Origin of the sequence: Brevibacillus sp., assembly GCF_003521185.1 — a bacterium.
GTDB lineage: Bacteria > Bacillota > Bacilli > Brevibacillales > Brevibacillaceae > Brevibacillus > Brevibacillus parabrevis.
This window is the reverse complement of the sequence record NZ_DOTK01000049.1, coordinates 12,797-32,334: the sequence shown is the minus strand read 5'-3', so window position 1 is coordinate 32,334 and position 19,538 is coordinate 12,797. Positions and strand designations below refer to the sequence as shown.

Here is a 19,538-nt window from a genome sequence, read left to right as displayed (position 1 = left end):
CGAGAAGCGAGCGGGAGGCAGCACAGAGTCGGTTTTGAATAAACAGAATTTTTCGCCTATACAAAAGGCACAAGCGGCAAGTCTGGATCGGATCAGAGCGCGATAAAATGGCGAAAAACGCCTATGCGATGGGAACTGGCGAATGGCACATGTGGAAAAAGCGGGTAGCTTGCCGCTTTTTTGGGTAAAAAACGGCTGACTAATTTTGTCTGTGAAAATCTCGCAAATAAATGCGAAAAGTGGTTGTATTTTTATTAACTCGTTTGTATAATTACTCACATAAGAGATCACTTGAAACGGGGAGAGAGAATAATGGCAAAAGATAAAATTGTTTTGGCCTACTCTGGCGGTTTAGATACATCGGTAGCAATTAAATGGTTGCAAGACACGTACAATTTTGACGTCATCGCGGTTGCTTTGGATGTAGGGGAAGGCAAAGACCTCGATTTCGTTCAGAAAAAAGCACTTCAAGTAGGAGCGCTCAAATCCATCGTTGTTGATGCGAAGGAAGCATTCGCAGAAGAATTTGTCCTGCCTGCCCTGAAAGCAAATGCGATGTACGAAGGCAAATACCCGCTCGTGTCGGCTTTGTCGCGTTACCTTATTTCTCGCGTGCTGGTTGAGATCGCAGAAAAAGAAGGCGCTGTAGCGGTAGCGCACGGTTGCACAGGAAAAGGAAACGACCAGGTGCGTTTCGACGTATCCTTCACTGCCTTGAATCCTGATATCAAAATCGTGGCGCCTGTTCGCGAATGGGGCTGGACTCGCGACGAAGAGATTGAATATGCGAAAAAGAACAATATCCCGATCCCGATTGATCTGGACAATCCATACAGCATTGACCAAAACCTGTGGGGCAGAAGCTGCGAGTGCGGCGTTCTGGAAGATCCGTGGGCAGCGCCGCCAGAAGGTGCGTACGATCTGACGAAATCAATCGCAGACGCTCCAGAAGAAGCGGAAGAAATCGAGATCACGTTTGTCCAGGGCAAGCCAACTGCGCTGAACGGCGAGGAACTGCCATTGTCCGAACTGATCCTGAAGCTGAACAAAATTGCCGGAAACCACGGCGTAGGCCGCATCGACCACGTAGAAAACCGCCTGGTGGGCATCAAATCCCGCGAGGTGTACGAAACACCTGCTGCGACTACCCTGATTCTCGCGCACCGCGAGCTGGAATTTTTGACGCAGCCTCGTGAAGTAGCGCAATTCAAGCCGATTGTGGAGCAAAAAATGGCGCAAGTGATCTATGAAGGTCTGTGGTATTCGCCAATCCGCAATGCCGTTCAGGCGTTCATCGAAGAAACGCAAAAGCACGTAACAGGTGTCGTTCGCGTGAAGCTGCACAAAGGACATGCGATTGTAGTGGGCCGCAAATCTGCTTCGACACTCTACAGCCACGAGCTGGCTACTTACAATGCAGGCGATCAGTTCGATCACAAAGCAGCGCTTGGTTTCATCAAGCTGTGGGGATTGCCGACAAAAGTATACGCGCAAGTGAACGAAGGCGTATTGCATGAGAACAAAAATACGGCGATCAAGATTTTGGATGAAAAGGATGCGATCACGCAATGAAACTGTGGGGAGGACGCTTCACGAAGCCGACGAATCAGCTCGTAGAAGAGTATACAGCTTCTATCTCTTTTGACCAGAAGATGTGGCGTCAGGACATCGTCGGCAGCCTGGCTCATGTTGCCATGCTGGGCAAGTGCGGCATCCTGCCGATGGAGGAAGTACGTCAAATCATCGCGGGCTTGAAAAAAGTAAAAGACAAAATCGAGCGTGGGCAGGCCGAGTTTTTGGTCGCGCACGAAGATGTTCATATGAATATCGAGAAAATGCTGATTGAGGAAATCGGTCCGGTGGGGGGCAAGCTTCACACCGGACGCAGCCGCAACGATCAGGTTGCCCTGGATATGCACCTGTACCTCAGAGAGAAGCTGATGGAGATCATCCAGTTGGCGATGTACCTGCAGGAAGCGATGCTTGCGCAAGCCAGTCAGCACCTCGATACCGTCATGCCGGGTTATACGCATTTGCAACGTGCGCAGCCTGTCCTGTTCGGCTACCACCTGATGGCGTATGTTTCGATGCTTCAGCGTGATATCGAGCGGATGACCGAGACATGGAATCGCGTGAATGTGCTGCCGCTTGGCGCCGGTGCCCTGGCAGGCACGACGTTCCCGATCGACCGTACGTTTGTGGCTGAGATGCTGCAATTTGACGGCATTTATCAAAATAGCATGGACGCGGTAAGCGATCGCGATTTCATCGTCGAGTTTTTGGCTGACGCTTCGCTGTTGATGACGCATTTGTCCCGTCTGTGTGAAGAGCTCGTCATCTGGAGCAGCCAGGAGTTCTCGTTTGTCGAGCTGGATGATGCCTTTTGCACAGGTTCCAGCATCATGCCGCAGAAGAAAAATCCGGATGTCGCCGAGCTTGTGCGCGGAAAAACGGGCCGTGTGTACGGCAATCTGTTTGGTTTGTTGACCGTGCTCAAAGGCTTGCCGCTGGCGTACAACAAAGACATGCAGGAAGACAAGGAAGGCATGTTCGATACCGTGGCGACGATTCATGGCGCTCTTGCTCTGCTCACGCCGATGATCCAGACCATGCAGGTGAGAACAGAACGCATGCGTCAGGCTGTCACCAACGATTTCTCCAATGCGACTGATTTGGCGGATTACTTGGTGCGCAAAAACATGCCGTTCCGCCAGGCGCATGAAGTCGTGGGCAGAACCGTTCTGTACTGCATCGAGCAGCAAAAATATTTGCTCGACTTGACTCTGGAGGAGTTCCAAAGCTTCTCGGGCGTGATCGGGGCAGACGTGTACGATGCGCTGGCAGTAGAAACGGTCGTAAATGCCCGCAACGTGCTGGGCGGTACGGCGCGCAATCAGGTGGAAGCACAGATTGCCTGGTTCCAGAACAAGCTGAAAGAGACACACGTCTGGGTAGATAAAAACAGTCAAAAAGTGATGATTGAATCGTTGATCGATGTCGGATCACCCGCATAATCGAGCAGTTTGACTAAAGCATGAGGACGGATAGGCAGCGAGCCTGTCCGTTTTTTTCATGCAAAAATGAATTTGAGGAGAGCGGAGGCGGGGCTTGGCGTTTAGCGGGGGGCGTATGGGGAAATAATTGTGAAAAGGTCATAAGGTCGAAAGCGGGCAAAATCATCATGCTGGACAATTACAAAATCAGTCCCCGACAATTTATGATGCTGGTTACCCTCGTAACGATTGGAGATTCTGTACTTGTCCTGCCGGCTATCTCAGCCGATCTCGCGAAACAGGACGCCTGGATTGCAGTCATGATCGGGCTTGTCATCGGACTGGGCAATGTGCTGCTGCTGATCGCAGTGGGCAAGCGCTATCCGAATGTAAGCTTTTTTTCGTTTATCGATCGATTATTCGGGCGTGTCCTGGGCACCATGATTACGCTCTCCTTCGTCTGGTACACGTTTTTTTCAGCCTCAGCTCACGTCTTGGAAACAGGAGATTTTGTCGGGACGTATCTTTTGAATGACACGCCGAGCATCGCGATTCAGCTGTTGCTCGTTATTCTCATCATGTTCGGAGTGCGGCTCGGGCTGCAAACGGTGGCCTACTCTGCGCAAATTTATTTTTACACCTTCTTTTTCCTGTTCGTGCTGCTCATTCTTTCCCTGATTCCGCAAGCTGATCTTTCCCGGCTACAGCCTGTGATGGAAAATGGCTGGAAGCCGATTGTGGCAGGTGCCATCCCTTCCGTTGCGTTTCCTTTTTCAGAGTTGGTTATATTTTTGGCGATTCTGCCGTACGTCTCACCCATTCAAAAGCGAATGCGGCATTTTTTGAAAGGGGCTTTTTTGGGCGGGATGGTGCTTGCGATCGTTATTTTTATGTGCATCCTCGTACTGGGCGCTGACCAGACAGCGCGCCATATGTACCCGTCGTACGTCCTGGCGAAGCAAATAAAGATCGGGACGTTCATTCAGCGGCTGGAAGTCATTCTCGCCGTGGTCTGGTTCATCGCTGTGAACGCCAAGATCACGATTTACAGTGTGTTTTTTCAACTGGGACTTCGCCATGTTTTCCGCATTCAAGATATGCCTGTGCTTACGTTGCCGTACATGGTCATGCTGTTGGTCATGGCAAATATTTTTACGCCAAACATGGTTGTGTATGGCAGCATCATCTCGCAATACTGGCCGTATTACGACTTTACCTATTCGATCGGGCTTCCCGTGCTGATGCTGATCGTGTACAAGTGGAGGAGCAAATTGGCCGGGCCGCAAATCCACGACACGAAACAATAACGCCGCGACTCTTGCGAGAGCGCGGCGTTTTTCTTTGGTCGGCAGCTATGATTTTTTACAGAGACATGCGCAAAATTTCGTGGACGTCTGCACTGGTTAATGTTTTGAACTGACCAATCGGGCCAAAAGGAGTTGCTTTCTGGGCCATAAGTTCCAGATGCTCGTCCGTAATTTGATAGTCAGCGAGACGGGTAGGGGCTCCGATTCGGGCAAAGAACGCTTCTACAGCAGCGATTCCCTCAAGCGCCACTTCCTCATCCGTTTTTCCGACGGGATCGACATTCCATACTTCCACGGCAAAACGGACGAATCGCGCCACGTTCTCCTTATACACATACCGCATCCATTTCGGGAAAATGATCGCCAGGCCGCCACCGTGAGGAATATCGTACACGGCACTTACGGCGTGCTCGATGGAGTGCGTAGCCCAGTCAGTCGTCACGCCGACAGGCAACGTTCCGTTCAAAGCCATCGTCCCACTGTACAGGATGTTGGCGCGCGCGTCGTAATCTTGCGGATTGTCCAGAACGCGCTCGGCGTTTTCGATGACGGTTTTCATGATCGCCTCGGCAAAACGGGTTTGGAGCGGAATTTCGCTCGTGTGCGTGAAGTATTGCTCAAAAACGTGTGACAAAATATCGCTGATTCCGTAAATGGTCTGATCGCGCGGGACGCTGAACGTATTTTCCGGATCGAGAATGGAGAAGGTCGGGAAAGTAGTTCCAGCCCCGTGCTTTTCTTGTGTGTCCCAGTTGGTTACGACGCTGCCGCGATTCATTTCCGAGCCGGTCGCAGCGAGCGTCAGGACGGTGCCGAGCGGCAAAGCTTTTTCGGCTACTGCTTTGCGCGTATAGAAATCCCACACGTTGCCTTCGTAAGGAACGCCGACCGCAACTGCTTTTGCTGCGTCAATCACGCTGCCGCCGCCCACTGCCAAAATCCAGTCGACGCCTTCAGCGCGGCACAGGTCGATCCCTTTTTGCACAGTGCCAAGACGCGGGTTTGGCTCGACGCCTGGAAGCTCCAGCACGCGATTGCCAGCAGCTTGAAGCAGCGAGACAACCTTGTCATACAGGCCGGAGCGCTTGATGCTGCCACCGCCGTACACGAGCAGAACCGTGCTGCCAAGCTGCTTCGCTTTATCTTCCAGCTGGGCCAGTTGGCCTCGGCCGAAAATGAGTTGAGTCGGGTTATAGTAAACGAAGTTTTCCATCATGTCAGCTCCTTCATCGTCTTGCATAGCTACATTTTAACGAACTGCCCGGATGCATGCCAGCCAGCGATGTGCTGAGGCTTCGCCAAAAAAGTTTGGCTTGGTGGCGTTTCGTAAACTTTTCGGTAACAAATCGTGTCGGATGGAAGAGAAAACGCGACGCTTTCGACAAGAAATAAGAGATTTAGTGGATACCATCCGCGAAACAGGGTGGTATAATAAATAAGATGGGTAATCTCGCTGTTTTTCAACATCGAACAACAGAGGTTGCCAGAGGGAAGAGGGGTTTTGTCGATTTTGCCTGAATCAGCAGCATTTCGGCAGAGAAATAAAAATCAGGATCAAGAGAATATAGAAGGATCTGACTATGTAGGATGTGATTTGCTTGATCGAGATGTTTGATGTTTGGAAAACGTACCCGAACGGCACGAATGCACTAAAGGGTATCAACATTCGGATTGAAAAAGGCGAATTTGTGTATGTGGTTGGGCCGAGTGGAGCAGGGAAGTCCACGTTCATCAAGCTCATGTACCGCGAAGAGAAACCGACCAAAGGCCAAATTTTTCTGGGCGGCTTCAACGTAAGCCGGATCAAGGAGCGGCAAATTCCGCTCGTTCGCCGCAGCATCGGGGTTGTCTTCCAGGATTTCAAACTGTTGCCGACACTCACTGTATTCGAAAATGTCGCATTTGCGATGGAAGTAATTGAAAGCAATCCAAAACAGATCAAGCCGCGTGTCATGGATGTGCTGGGTCTGGTCAAATTGAAGCACAAGGCGAAAATGTTGCCAAGCGAGCTGTCCGGTGGCGAACAGCAGCGGGTGGCACTGGCACGGGCGCTGGTGAACAGCCCAGGCATCATCATTGCCGACGAGCCGACAGGGAACCTCGATCCCGAGACGTCGTGGGAGATCATGAAGCTGTTTGAGGAAATCAATCAGCGCGGCACAACAGTCGTCATGGCTACGCACAACCGGGAGATTGTGAACACCATGAGAAAACGGGTCATTGCCATCGAAGCAGGACAAATTGCCCGTGATGAGCAGAGAGGGGATTACGGTTATGAAGATTAGAACGCTGGGACGCCACGTCCGTGAAGGGGTCAAAAACCTCAACCGGAACGGCTGGATGTCGTTCGCGTCAGTCAGTGCCGTTACGTTTACTCTGTTCATTCTTGGCGTCTTCCTGATTTTGGCGATGAACGTCAACTATTTTGCGAAATCAGTCGAAAAACAAGTGGAAATCAGGGTCTTCATGGCGGATCTTACCTCCAAGGAAGACTTGCAAAAATTTGAACAAAGCGTGCGCAACATGCCGACAGTGGAGTCTGTCGAGTTTATTTCCAAGGACGAAGGCTTGAAGCAGTTCAAGGAGAGTATGGGGGACAAGGCGTACCTTTTTGACGGCTTGGAAAAAGGGAACCCGCTTCCCGACTCGTTTGTCGTCAAGACGAAGCTGCCGCAGGACACGCCTGCTGTCGCCAATCAAATCAAGCAAATGAAATCGGTCAGAAGCTTGAACTACGGGGAAGGAACAGTCGAAAAGCTGTTTGCTGCCACTGACACGGTAAGAAACGTAGGGATCGCCTTCATTATCGGTCTGGGCTTCACCGCCATGTTCCTGATCGCCAACACGATCAAGCTGACCATTGTAGCAAGGCGCAGAGAAATCGAGATCATGAAGCTTGTTGGCGCCACGAACTGGTTTATTCGCTGGCCGTTCTTTGTAGAAGGATTGCTCATGGGTGTAACCGGGGCATTAATCCCGATCATTTTGTTGGCAGTTGGCTACTACTACCTGCTGGATGCCATTCATTCCAGTTTTGAAGCTTCCCAACTGTTCAATCTATTGCCATTGTTCCCATTGGTGTATCAGGTAGCCCTCGCTTTGCTGGCGATTGGCGCGTTTATCGGAATCTGGGGAAGCCTGGTGTCAGTTCGCCGCTTCCTGCGAGTTTAACATTGGAAAACGTGGGAGGAGTATCATGAGAAAGAGGATGATCCTAGCAACACTCTTGATCACTGGCCTTTTGGCCGGTTCAGCGATCCCGACTAACGTGAGCTGGGCAGCCAGCAAAGCATCTTTGGACAAGATCAATCGAGAGTTGAAGGAAATACAAAAGAAGAAAAAGCAGCAGCAACAGCAAATGAAGCAAGCTGAGCAGCAAATCGGTGCCGTGCAAAAGGAGCAGCAAGATTTGCAAACACAGCTCATGACGATCGACTTGCGCCGCAATGAAACACAAAGCAAGTTGGACAAGCTGGAGCAGCAAATGAATGAAACGAAGGAAAAGGCTGCCAATGCGCAAGATGAACTGGATGAAGCAAAAGATCGGGTGGCAAAACGGGAAACCTTGTTGAAAACCCGGGTAAAATCCATGTACGAGCGCGGAAATGTCTCCTATCTGGACGTTCTTCTCGGATCGTCCGATTTCGGCGACTTCCTGACCCGCATGGAGGGTTTGCAGTTGATTCTTGAGCAGGATACGCGTATTCTAGAAGACAATATTCGCGACAAAGAAACAGTCGAGACAAAAAAGAAAGAGATCGAGCACCAGCTGACTGTTTATGCAGGGATGCTTGACGAGGCGGAAGCACTCAAAGCCGAACTGGACAAGCAGTACAAGCACAGTCTCGTGGTCAAGGCTGAACTGAAGAAGAAAGAAGCTGCTCTGGAAGAAGACCTGGAGCAGTATGGACAGCAGTTGATCGAGTTCACGAAGCAAGAATCCGCCAAGTACGCGGAGCGGGTGCGGGCGATGAGCGCGTCGAGCACAGGCTACAAGGGCGGCAAGCTGGCCTTGCCGGTTGCAGACGGACAATTTCGCTTCAGCTCGGGCTTCGGGGTGCGAACCGACCCGTTTACAGGACGTTCAGCTGGGCATAATGGTGTAGACATGGCAGCTCATAAAGGAACGACGATCATGGCTGCGGCTGACGGTGTCGTAATTTATGCCGGGTATTACAATGGTTTTGGCAATACGGTCATGATCAGGCACAGCGCTGATCTGGTCACTCTCTACGGACACATTCGCGAGGGCGGAATCAAAGTGTCTACGGGACAGTCTGTATCGAGAGGCCAGAAGATCGCAGAAGTCGGCTCCACAGGCCGATCTACCGGAAATCACGTTCATTTTACCGTCTACAAAAATGACGTTGCTGTCAACCCAATGCCGTACCTGAAATAGTCATGCAGCGGGCAGCCAGACAAATATTGCTAACGGGGAATGCATACACTAGCAGCATATCTTTTTGCCGGTAGCACAAAGGATGGTGACGTGAGTAGTGAGATGGAAAGGACGTACTGTATTAGCGCTTGTGCTCATTTCGATGGTAGCCAGCAGCTTTTTGACCATAGCGCTGATGAAGACTTCAGCCAGCGCGAACGCAACACAGAGTGGCGCCTTGACGGCTTCTACCAGCACAGTGTTTTCGGGAAGCTCGGAATATCCGCAGGAGTTCAAAAAGCTGTACGAAGCTTTTACAGCGATTAAAAAAGATTACATTCAAACCGTTACCAACGATCAGTTGGTAGAAGGCGCAATCGGCGGCATGGTTGGGGCTTTGGAAGACCCTTACAGCGATTACATGGATCCGAAATCGGCAGAAGAGTTTACCTCTACACTGCATTCGACCTTCCAGGGAATCGGGACAGAGGTAACGATGCAAAATGGACGGGTTACCGTCGTCTCGCCATTCAAAGGCTCCCCGGCTGAACGGGCAGGTCTCAGACCAAACGACCAGATTTTGAGCGTCAACGGAGAATCGCTGGAAGGTCTCGATTTGCACCAGGCCGTGACGAAAATTCGCGGGCCAAAAGGTACGAAGGCTGTACTGAAAGTCGTTCGGGCAGGCGTAGCGGAACCGCTGAACATCGTGTGCATCCGTGACGATATTCCGATCGAGACAGTGAACAGTCAAATCCTTGAGAAAAACGGCGTGAAGGTTGGCGTGATCGCCATTACTCAATTCTCGACGGAGACAGCGAAACACTTCAAAGATCAATTGGCTTCCCTGGAGAAAAAGGGGATTGGCGGACTCGTCATCGACGTGCGCGGCAATCCGGGCGGTTACTTGCTCGCAGTCAAGGAAATCGGCGAAGTGCTCGTGCCGAAAAAAGGAGTCATCGTCGCCATTGAGTACGGTACTGGCGGACAGCAAAAAGAAGAGTATCGTTCTATGACAGATGCGGCCAAACCGTATCCAATCACCGTCCTGATCAACGGGGGCAGCGCAAGCGCCTCGGAGATTTTGGCGGGCGCGATGCGCGACAGCGGACACTACAAGCTGGTCGGTGAAAAGAGCTTCGGCAAAGGAACTGTCCAAAGCACGATGGAAATGACAGACAAGAGCCAGTTGAAGCTGACTATCGCCAAATGGGTTACGCCAAGCGGCGAATGGATTCACAAAAAAGGGATCGAACCGGACTTCAAAGTCGCGCAGCCTGAGTATTTCAATGCGACGCAACTGCCAGCGGACAAGGAGCTTGCCAAGGATATGGCGGGCAACGACGTGAAGAATCTGCAACTGATCCTGACCGGACTGAATTTGTCGCCAGGTCGTGATGACGGCTACTTCGATGAGAAGACGGAGCAGGCAATCAAGCAGTTCCAAACCGCGAAGAAGCTTCCTGTAACCGGGAAAGTGGACGCTGCCACGCGCAGTCAACTGGAAGACAGCTTGCGCGAGACCATGCGCAAACCGGAGAATGACCTGCAATTGCAAAAGGCTCTGGACGTTGTCAGCGGCAAGTAATGAAAATAACAAGAATATGGAAGCAGGGAATCCCCTTGTTTCCGTAGAAATGATAACCACGGCAAATCACATGTCGTGGTTTTCTTTTTTCTATTTGAGGTGAGGCATTTGGCGATTCAGGCAGATATGCTTTCCATTGCATATGGCTTTGCCGCGTTTTTTCTCAACCCCGTCTTTTACCTGTTTCTCGGCTTCATTTACTTGCACTATCGCAGGCAAATGAACCTGGAAAGGCAGCTGTTTGCCGCACGCATGCAAACACCGCTCCTTTCGACAATCCGGGCGGCAGGCATGGGCGTAGTAGGGGGGCTTTGCATCTCTCTTCTCGCCGCAGGACTGGGAGTAGTTGTACAGGCGCAAGATTTATGGATTTTATGGGGATTGGCTCTGCTGTTGGCGCTGATTCGTTTACGTTTTCTTTGCTTCGCGTATGCCGCAGGCTTGCTCGCGATTTTGCACACAATTGCCCAAGTAGCTCCGGGGCTGAAAGACGTCGAGGTCATCGGTCCTGTCTGGACAATGTTGCTGCAAGCCAAGCCAGTGCCGCTGCTTGCCTTGGTGGCGATCATGCATTTGATTGAAGCGATGCTCGTCCGCTGGAACGGAGGCAGAGATGCTTCGCCGCTGTTTGTCGAAGGGCAGCGCGGGCGCATTGTCGGTGCGTATTTGTTGCATTCTTTCTGGCTGACTCCGCTTGCCCTGTTTGTTCAGGTCGAGCCGGGAACGATCAGCGGCACTTTGTATCCGGGCTGGCCGTTTTTTTCGGGTGAGCTTGCTTCCTTTGGCTTGTTGCTGTTGCCTACGGTCACCGGTTTTTCCGATATGACCCAAACGATGACACCACGCAGCAAGGCAAAGCAAATTTCCAAAAGCCTCATCTGGTACGCTATCGGGCTTTTGGCGCTTTGTGCCTTGTCGGTGTTGTTCATGCCGCTTGTTCTGCTCGCCGCTTTGTTCGCGTTATTCGGACACGAAGCGTTGTTTTTCTGGAGTCAGCTAAAAGAGCGGCAGCGGTCACCGTATTTCATCCAATCCTCGCGCGGCATCAAGGTGATGGGAGTCATTCCGGGCACGCGGGCGGAAGAAATCGGGATTGCTCCAGGGGAGATCATCGTCAAAGTGAACGGCATTCCAGTGCGGGATAAGACGGATTTGTATCCGGCCTTGCAAGCCAACTCGGCTTTTTGCAAAATGGAAGTGCTCACGCGCGATGGAGAGCTGAAGTTCGTGCAGTGTGCAGTCTACGCTGGCAACCATCATCAGTTGGGCATTATCGTAGTGCCGGATGCAACCACTCGCGTATTTGTCGATTTGAAACGCTCCAGCGTAGTTGAGCTGATCAAGCAAAAGCTTGAAAAACTGAATGTAGGCGCTTGAGCAAAGGGGAAGAGAAGGTGTGCGACAGATGTTGCACGCCTTTTTTTCATAAAAGGGACGGATTCGATAAAAAATTTTTTCTTGATGTGTTTGTCTATTCAGAAACTTATGCGGAACTGGAACGTCTTAATGTACGAGGAAAAAAGGGGAGTGAGGCATTTGTCCGAAATCAAAAAAACGGTCCTGTGTGTCTTGACTGGAGCATTAGCCGCGACAAGTCTGATCGTGGTGCCACTTGCGGGAGCCAGCACTAGCCCTGACAAGGCGGCTGCGTCAGGAGCAGTAGCGCGTGCCCAGGAAGTTGTTGCTGTCCCTGTTCCTGTAACAAAAGGGGTTCAAACACTGGTTCGTCTTTTGCCTGAACTGTCTGCACGGCACGTTGTGTACGTTGGGGATGTGGATGGTCCCGGAGTCAGTGGAGCAAAGGTTTCTTTTGCGCTTTCCGCTGCTGAGGCAAACAAGGCAGTCGACGGAGCCATTTTTGATTCGGCCACAGGTAATTTGCTCAAACTCGAACTTGCTCCCAAAGCGGCTACGAAGCCGGCTTTTCCTACCGAGCAGCAGGCGCAGGCTCGGGCGCAGGCGTTTGTCGCGGGCTTGGCTGCATCAGGCAGCACGTATCAGGCCAGAGAAGTGACGAAAGCAGGCGGCAAACTCACGGTCAGACTCGTCCGCAAAGTAAACAATGTAGCGTTGGACGACGCCTACGACAACTTTGTCAGCTTTGACGCAGCGGGACGGATCATCGCGTTTGAAACATTTGATGGACGCTTGTACGAAAAAATAAATCCTGCGACGCTTCCTTCCGCGCAACGCGTCTTGTCTCCTGCACAAGCTCTGACGCAATGGAAGGCGAGCCGACCGCTGGAGCTGGTCTATTTGTTGCCGGAGCAGGACCAGCCAAACCGGACGGAAGCGAAGCTTGCCTATATCGTTAAAGGCGGCATCATTGCGAATGAACATACAGGAAGCGCAGTGGATGCCACGAGCGGTAAAAAGTTGGCCGCACCTGACAAATTGCCGCAAATTTTAAATGTAACCGGTACAGGAGAAAAATGGACGGCCCAAACAGAGAAAGAGGCACGCAACTTGCTGCGCATCCTGTTCAAACTGGAAACGGCAAGATTGCCGATGACCATTTTGGAGGAGAAACACGACAACGGTGAGGCTGTGCGCTATTTTATCTGGGGCCACTTCCAAAAGGACGCAACTGACCAGGACAAGAAATACCAAATCGGCCAGTTCCCAGAGGGCGTCAGTAAGGCTGAGGGGCAGCACATCATGCTCGTAACAGATGCCAAGACGGGACAGATGCAGCAGTTTATTTACAGACAGGCGAATGAACCAGGGGCTGCTGCCAAAACCGACAAAAACCGCGATCGCAAAACAGTGGAAATGCTGTTGAAGCGGCTTGTTCTTTCCGGCAGCAACCAGCTGCGAGTGACGGATATCGGCGACGAGAAGTACACCTCGCTGGCTCTTGATCCACTGCTGGGAAATGTCCCGGTCTACCGAATCGGACAGAGTGAAGAAGCTGGCATGTATACGGTCAAAGTAAATTCATGGACGGGCAAAATCGAAGAAGTCAGCATAAACCGTCCGGAAAACGTGGTGTACCCTGCAAGCTCCAAGGCGATCAAGGAGCAGGCTGCCATGGATCGGTTGCTCGGCGTATTGCCGCTTGAACTGAACTACATTCACCAGCGGGATGCGCAGACGAATGCGATTACCTTTAAACTGGGCTACGACCTGTCTTTCCGGCAAACTCGCTCGCACTGCTTCTGCGGAGCAAATGCCAAGATTGACACGACGGTGTATGTTGATGCTTTGACGGGGCAGACCATTATCAAAGAATAAGCAAAAATAAGAAGCCGCCTTCTTTCTGCGTTACAGAAGAGGCGGCTTTTGTGTGTAACTAGACTAGGCGCTCGCTTCAAATCCGGTGATTTGATTCAGCGCAATTTTTTTGTCATCAGCCAAGACGAACTCTACGATGCCGTTTTTCATGCTGACAGCCTTGATGACGCCATTCAGGCTGTTGTTTGAGCTTGAACCGTCCGTGTTGGTTTGGCTTTCTGTGTAAGTGACGTTGAAACCGATCATTTGCGCATATTGCAACGAGTTGCTCATGGCATTGTTTTCCGGCTTCACGCTCATGCCGACGACCTGATCGAGCTTGACCGTCTGACCGTTGTTCAGCGAGAACTGAGTGATTCCGTCTTTTGTTGTGAATCCGGTGATGACGGCGTTGGCGATTTCGTCGACTTTCGTGATGTCGTCCGTAGTAGCCGGGTTTCCGTCTTTGTCTATTTCTTTGGTCGTTTTGTACGAAACGTCTTTGCCGATCATATTCATGAACTTGAGGCTGCTGTCCAGCGCATTCCCCGTCATGCCTTGCGACTCCAGTCCTTTGATGTCTGCAAGCGGAATCGGGTTAGTCTCTCCGGTAATGCGGAAGTATATTTTGCCCTTGTCCATGTAGACGGCTTCCAGCACGCCTTCTTTTGTTTGAGTCGCAGTTTCTCCCGTCACTTCGTCTTTGGTCGTGAGGGAGTAGGTTGCGGTGCGACCCGTCAGCGCTTCGTATTTTTCCAGCGTCAGCATGCTGTTGTTGGATTGTTCCATCAAAGTGGACATCTTTTTCATTTGCTCCACCATGGTCATCATGCTCGTTTGCTGAATGAACTGCGAGTTATCCATCGGGGATGTAGGGTCCTGGTGCTTCAACTGTTCCAGCAAAAGCTTCATGAACGCATTGTTATCCAGCTCTGCCGAGAACTCTTTTTTGCCCTGGTAGCTCATGTGTGGCTGTATATAAGGATTATTTTTAACGGTGGTTCCGATATCTGACATGTCGATCCTCCCTGAAGGTGGCGAGTCTAACCGTACATACTTGTGCACTACTACTTATTATCGGTATAATCTGTCGAAGGATGAAGACAAACATTTGTTCGAATTTCTGGCTTATCAGAGCTTAAATTGTGTTATAATGGAAATAGAACAGTCTTGCAACGAGGAGATGAACGAGGGAATGGAGCGTTTTGAATTGGTATCGGAGTATCAACCGTCCGGTGACCAGCCGACCGCTATCGCCGAACTGGTGGCAGGCATCCAGGCAGGCAAGCGGCACCAGACACTGCTCGGTGCAACAGGTACGGGAAAGACGTTTACGGCTGCCCAAGTAATTGCCCAGGTGAACAAGCCGACGCTGGTGATGGCGCACAACAAGACACTGGCTGCCCAGCTTTGCGCAGAGTTCAAGGAGTTTTTCCCGAATAACGCGGTGGAATACTTCGTCAGCTACTACGACTACTATCAGCCAGAAGCATACATTCCCCAATCGGATACATTTATTGAAAAAGACTCCAGCATCAACGACGAGATCGACAAGCTGCGTCACTCGGCGACCAGTGCGTTGTTTGAGCGGAGGGACGTCATCATTGTCGCTTCTGTCTCTTGTATTTACGGTTTGGGTTCGCCTGAAGAGTACAAGGAACTGTTGCTGTCGCTGCGAGTGGGGATGGAAAAAGGCCGAGACGAGATTTTGCATCGCCTGGTCGACATTCAGTACACGCGCAATGATATCAACTTCACACGCGGGACCTTCCGGGTTCGTGGAGACGTCGTGGAGATTTTTCCCGCGTCGCAGAGCGAACAGGCTATTCGTGTGGAGTTTTTCGGGGACGAAATTGAGCGGATTACCTCTATCGATGTGTTGACCGGAGAGATTTTGGGACAGCGCGACCACGTAGCCATTTTCCCTGCTTCTCACTATGTCACCCGCGAAGAAAAAATGAAGCTGGCCGTTCAAAGCATCGAAGTGGAGCTGGAAGAGCGATTGGCCGAGCTTAAAGCGGCGGGAAAGCTGCTGGAAGCGCAGCGACTGGAACAGCGCACGCGCTACGATGTCGAAATGATGCTGGAGATGGGCTTTTGCTCCGGGATTGAAAACTACTCGCGACATTTGACAGGGCTGCCAGCAGGGCACGCTCCGTACACTTTGATGGACTACTTTCCAGAGGACTACCTTTTGCTGATCGACGAGTCGCACATGACTTTGCCGCAAGTGCGGGGGATGTACAACGGCGACCAGGCGCGCAAAAACGTCCTGGTTGAGCACGGATTCCGCCTGCCGTCTGCGAAGGACAACCGACCGCTGCAATTCCAGGAGTTTGAGGAAAAGGTCAACCAGGCTATCTACATTTCTGCAACGCCCGGCCCGTACGAGCTGGAGCATTGCCCGGAAGTGGTGCAGCAAGTCATCCGTCCAACAGGGCTGATCGATCCGACGATCTCGGTTCGCCCGATCAAAGGACAGATTGACGATCTCATCGGGGAAATCCAGGCGACGATTGCCAAAAACGAGCGCGTACTGGTCACGACTCTGACGAAAAAAATGTCCGAGGACTTGACGGACTACCTCAAGGAAATCGGGATCAAGGTACGCTATCTGCACTCCGACATCAAGACGATCGAACGGATGCAAATTTTGCGTTCCTTGCGTTTGGGCGAATTTGACGTGCTGATCGGGATCAACCTGCTGCGGGAAGGCTTGGACTTGCCGGAAGTATCGCTTGTGGCGATTTTGGATGCCGATAAAGAAGGCTTCCTGCGCAACGAGCGTTCGCTGATTCAGACGATCGGCCGGGCAGCCCGTAACGCTGAGGGGCGCGTCATCATGTACGCCGACAAAATGACAGATTCGATGAACTCCGCGATTCGCGAGACAGAACGCAGGCGAGCTATTCAGATCGCTTACAACGAGAAGCACGGAATTACGCCGCAGACGGTGAAAAAGGCCGTGCGCGAAGTGATCGAGGCGACCAAGGTGGCAGAGGAAAAAGCGGACTATTTGCCACATGCGGACTTCAAGAAGATGCCGAAGAAGGATCGACTGGCTGTTATCGAGCGTATGGAAGAAGAAATGAAGGAAGCGGCGCGCAACTTGATGTTCGAACGTGCGGCCGAACTGCGTGATTTGATTTTGGAACTGAAGGCGGAACTCTAAGGAGAGGTATTTTCATGCCATTGGAACATATTGTCGTCAAGGGCGCTCGTGCCCACAATCTGAAAAATATTGATGTAGTGATCCCGCGGGACAAATTCGTCGTTTTGACGGGTTTGTCCGGTTCGGGGAAGTCCTCGCTTGCTTTTGACACGATTTATGCAGAGGGACAACGCCGTTATGTCGAGTCCCTGTCTGCTTATGCCCGCCAGTTTCTCGGGCAGATGGACAAGCCGGATGTCGATTCGATCGAAGGGCTGTCTCCTGCGATCTCCATCGATCAGAAGACAACGAGCCGCAACCCGCGCTCTACGGTTGGTACGGTCACGGAGATTTACGACTACTTGCGCTTGTTGTATGCGCGTGTCGGCCGGGCGATTTGTCCCGAACACGGCATCGAGATTCAATCCCAGACGATTGAACAGATGGTCGATCGCCTGATGGAGTATCCGGAGCGCACCAAAATGCAAATTCTCGCTCCGATGGTTCAGGGGCGCAAAGGCGAGCACGTCAAGCTGTTGGAAGATATCCGCAAGCAAGGCTTTGTTCGCGTGCGCGTAAATGGCGAGATTACCGATTTGTCCGAGGACATCAAGCTGGAGAAAAACAAGAAGCACAACATTGAGGTTGTGGTGGACCGCGTTGTCGTGAAGCCGGATGTGCAGTCCCGCCTGGCGGATTCCCTGGAAACGGCCTTGCGTCTGGCAGATGGCAAGGTCATCGTCGACGTGATGGAACAAGAGGAGCTGTTGTTCAGCGAGAAGCACGCTTGCCCGATTTGCGGATTTTCCATTGGCGAGCTGGAGCCGCGGATTTTCTCCTTTAACAGCCCGTTCGGTGCGTGCTCGGAGTGCGACGGGTTGGGAGTAAAGCTGGAAGTAGACCCGGATATGGTTGTTCCAGATGCCACCAAGACGTTGCACGAAGGGGCGATCGGCGCATGGGAGCCGAAGTCGTCGACGTATTACCAGCAGTTGTTGGAATCGGCTTGCCGCCACTTCCATATTCGCATGGATATCCCGTACGAGGAGCTGACTCCTGAGCAGGTGCAGATTTTGATGTACGGCAGCGAAGGAGAGAAAATCCAGTTCCGTTATGAAAATGAGTTCGGGCAAGTGCGGGAAGCAGTCGTGCCATTCGAGGGCGTCGTGCCCAACCTGCAAAGGCGTCATCTGGAGACCAGCTCCGACTACATTCGCGAGCAAATCGAAGGCTTCATGAGCCAAAAGCCTTGTCCTGTCTGCAAAGGGCATCGTTTGCGCCAGGAGAGCCTCGCTGTGAAGATCGGCGAGCGCAGCATTTCGGAGCTGACGACTTTGTCTATTCTCGATGCCCATCAGTTCGTTGACGGACTGGAGCTGACGGAGCGGGAAGCGAAGATCGCCAATCTGATCGTCAAAGAAATCAAGGCACGGCTTAACTTTTTGATTGATGTCGGACTGGATTATCTCACCTTGAGCCGGGCGGCAGGGACTTTGTCCGGGGGAGAGGCGCAGCGGATCAGGCTTGCTACCCAGATCGGCTCCAGCTTGATGGGCGTCCTCTACATTCTCGATGAGCCGAGCATTGGTCTGCATCAGCGGGACAACGCCCGCCTGATCAAAACGTTGGAGCATATGACCAAGTTGGGGAATACGCTGATCGTCGTCGAGCACGACGAAGATACGATGATGGCTTGCGATTATATTATCGATATCGGTCCGGGAGCAGGCATCCACGGCGGTCAAGTAGTGTCTGCCGGCACACCGGAAGAAGTGATGAAAGATGAGAACTCGCTGACAGGCGCTTATTTGAGCGGCAGAAAGTTCATTCCTGTTCCGCTGGAGCGCAGAAAGCCATCTGACAAATGGGTGAAGATCGAAGGCGCGAAGGAAAACAACCTGAAAAACGTTACGGCCAAATTTCCGCTGGGGCTGTTCGTTGCTGTGACAGGGGTATCAGGCTCCGGGAAAAGTACGCTCATCAATGAGATTTTGCAAAAGGTGCTGTCGCGCGATCTGAACGGCGCCAAAGTAAAACCGGGCGAACACCGCCGAATCGTCGGGCTGGAGCATTTGGACAAAGTGATCGACATCGATCAATCGCCGATTGGCCGGACGCCGCGCTCCAATCCGGCGACGTATACGGGTGTTTTTGATGACATTCGCGATTTGTTTGCCTCGACGAACGAAGCCAAGGTGCGCGGTTACAAAAAGGGCCGTTTCAGCTTCAACGTCAAAGGCGGCCGTTGCGAGGCGTGCAGCGGTGACGGGATTATCAAAATCGAGATGCACTTTTTGCCGGACGTGTACGTGCCTTGCGAAGTGTGCCATGGCAAGCGCTACAACCGGGAGACTCTCGATGTGAAATACAAAGGCAAGAGCATCGCAGACGTCTTGGAGATGACGATTGAGGATGCGGTTGAGTTTTTCCGCAACCTGCCGAAGATCGAGCGCAAGCTGCAAACGATCGTGGATGTAGGTCTTGGCTACATGAAGCTTGGACAGCCTGCGACGACTCTCTCCGGCGGCGAAGCGCAGCGTGTCAAGCTCGCATCCGAGCTGTATCGCCGCAGCACAGGGCGTACGCTGTACATCTTGGACGAACCGACGACAGGGTTGCACACAGACGATATTGATCGTCTGTTGAAGGTGTTGCAGCGTCTGGTGGAAAATGGCGATACGGTACTGGTCATCGAGCACAACCTGGACGTCATCAAGACAGTTGACTACATCGTCGATCTGGGGCCAGAGGGCGGTACGCGCGGCGGTCAGATCGTCGGCTCGGGTACTCCGGAAGAAGTGGCGAAGCTGGAAGGCTCGTATACCGGAACATACCTCAAGCCGATTTTGGAAAGAGACAAAGCGAGAACGATTGCCAAGCTGGAACAGCTGGTGTCGAAGTAAACCAA

The 19,538-nt window shown here is 52.0% G+C and carries 13 protein-coding genes; 11 read left to right on the top strand and 2 right to left on the bottom strand.

What is annotated here, in order from left to right; all coding sequences use genetic code 11:
• Positions 1–312 precede the first annotated feature (312 nt).
• The 3 genes from DEP07_RS15380 (at position 313) to DEP07_RS15370 (ending at position 4,300) form a co-directional block, all read left to right on the top strand.
• A complete protein-coding gene (locus DEP07_RS15380; RefSeq protein ID WP_063229292.1) occupies positions 313–1,572 on the top strand; it encodes an argininosuccinate synthase in 1,260 nt (419 codons plus the stop codon).
• Positions 1,569–3,014, top strand: coding sequence for an argininosuccinate lyase (argH, locus tag DEP07_RS15375; protein WP_122966098.1), 1,446 nt, complete (start codon positions 1,569–1,571; stop codon positions 3,012–3,014). Before DEP07_RS15380 ends, argH begins: the two co-directional genes overlap by 4 nt.
• 167 nt (positions 3,015–3,181) lie before the next feature.
• Positions 3,182–4,300, top strand: coding sequence for a GerAB/ArcD/ProY family transporter (locus DEP07_RS15370; RefSeq protein WP_122966099.1), 1,119 nt, complete (start codon positions 3,182–3,184; stop codon positions 4,298–4,300).
• Between the two features lie 55 nt (positions 4,301–4,355).
• Here the strand turns inward: DEP07_RS15370 and DEP07_RS15365 are convergent, their stop codons facing one another.
• A complete protein-coding gene (locus tag DEP07_RS15365; protein ID WP_217022149.1) occupies positions 4,356–5,513 on the bottom strand; it encodes an iron-containing alcohol dehydrogenase in 1,158 nt (385 codons plus the stop codon).
• 385 nt (positions 5,514–5,898) lie between these two features.
• Here DEP07_RS15365 and ftsE point away from each other — a divergent pair, with 385 nt between their 5' ends.
• The 6 genes from ftsE to DEP07_RS15335 all read left to right on the top strand — a co-directional run bounded on the left by ftsE (position 5,899) and on the right by DEP07_RS15335 (position 13,500).
• Positions 5,899–6,585, top strand: a complete 687-nt coding sequence (ftsE, locus tag DEP07_RS15360; RefSeq protein WP_063229295.1) for a cell division ATP-binding protein FtsE — start codon at positions 5,899–5,901, stop codon at positions 6,583–6,585.
• Entirely contained in the window at positions 6,575–7,471 is an 897-nt protein-coding gene (gene ftsX / locus DEP07_RS15355; RefSeq protein ID WP_122966101.1) for a permease-like cell division protein FtsX, read from the top strand. The genes ftsE and ftsX overlap by 11 nt, the downstream gene beginning before the upstream one ends.
• Positions 7,472–7,496: 25 nt before the next feature.
• Positions 7,497–8,699 (top strand): murein hydrolase activator EnvC family protein, encoded by a 1,203-nt coding sequence (locus DEP07_RS15350; RefSeq protein WP_122966102.1) that lies wholly within the window; start codon positions 7,497–7,499, stop codon positions 8,697–8,699.
• A gap of 97 nt (positions 8,700–8,796) precedes the next feature.
• Complete coding sequence (locus tag DEP07_RS15345; protein WP_122966103.1) at positions 8,797–10,266, top strand: S41 family peptidase; 1,470 nt, start codon at positions 8,797–8,799, stop codon at positions 10,264–10,266.
• 108 nt (positions 10,267–10,374) lie between these two features.
• Positions 10,375–11,643, top strand: a complete 1,269-nt coding sequence (locus DEP07_RS15340; protein WP_122966104.1) for a PDZ domain-containing protein — start codon at positions 10,375–10,377, stop codon at positions 11,641–11,643.
• A gap of 150 nt (positions 11,644–11,793) precedes the next feature.
• Entirely contained in the window at positions 11,794–13,500 is a 1,707-nt protein-coding gene (locus DEP07_RS15335) for a hypothetical protein (protein ID WP_287102693.1), read from the top strand.
• 63 nt (positions 13,501–13,563) lie between these two features.
• Here the strand turns inward: DEP07_RS15335 and DEP07_RS15330 are convergent, their stop codons facing one another.
• Complete coding sequence (locus DEP07_RS15330) at positions 13,564–14,496, bottom strand: flagellar hook assembly protein FlgD (protein WP_122966106.1); 933 nt, start codon at positions 14,494–14,496, stop codon at positions 13,564–13,566.
• A 178-nt stretch (positions 14,497–14,674) separates the two neighbouring features.
• Between DEP07_RS15330 and uvrB the strand changes: the two genes are divergently transcribed.
• Both uvrB and uvrA read left to right on the top strand, forming a co-directional pair.
• Entirely contained in the window at positions 14,675–16,651 is a 1,977-nt protein-coding gene (uvrB, locus tag DEP07_RS15325; protein WP_122966107.1) for an excinuclease ABC subunit UvrB, read from the top strand.
• A 14-nt stretch (positions 16,652–16,665) separates the two neighbouring features.
• Positions 16,666–19,533: an excinuclease ABC subunit UvrA gene (uvrA, locus tag DEP07_RS15320; RefSeq protein WP_063229303.1), complete on the top strand. Its 2,868-nt coding sequence runs from the start codon at positions 16,666–16,668 to the stop codon at positions 19,531–19,533.
• Positions 19,534–19,538: the final 5 nt, after the last annotated feature.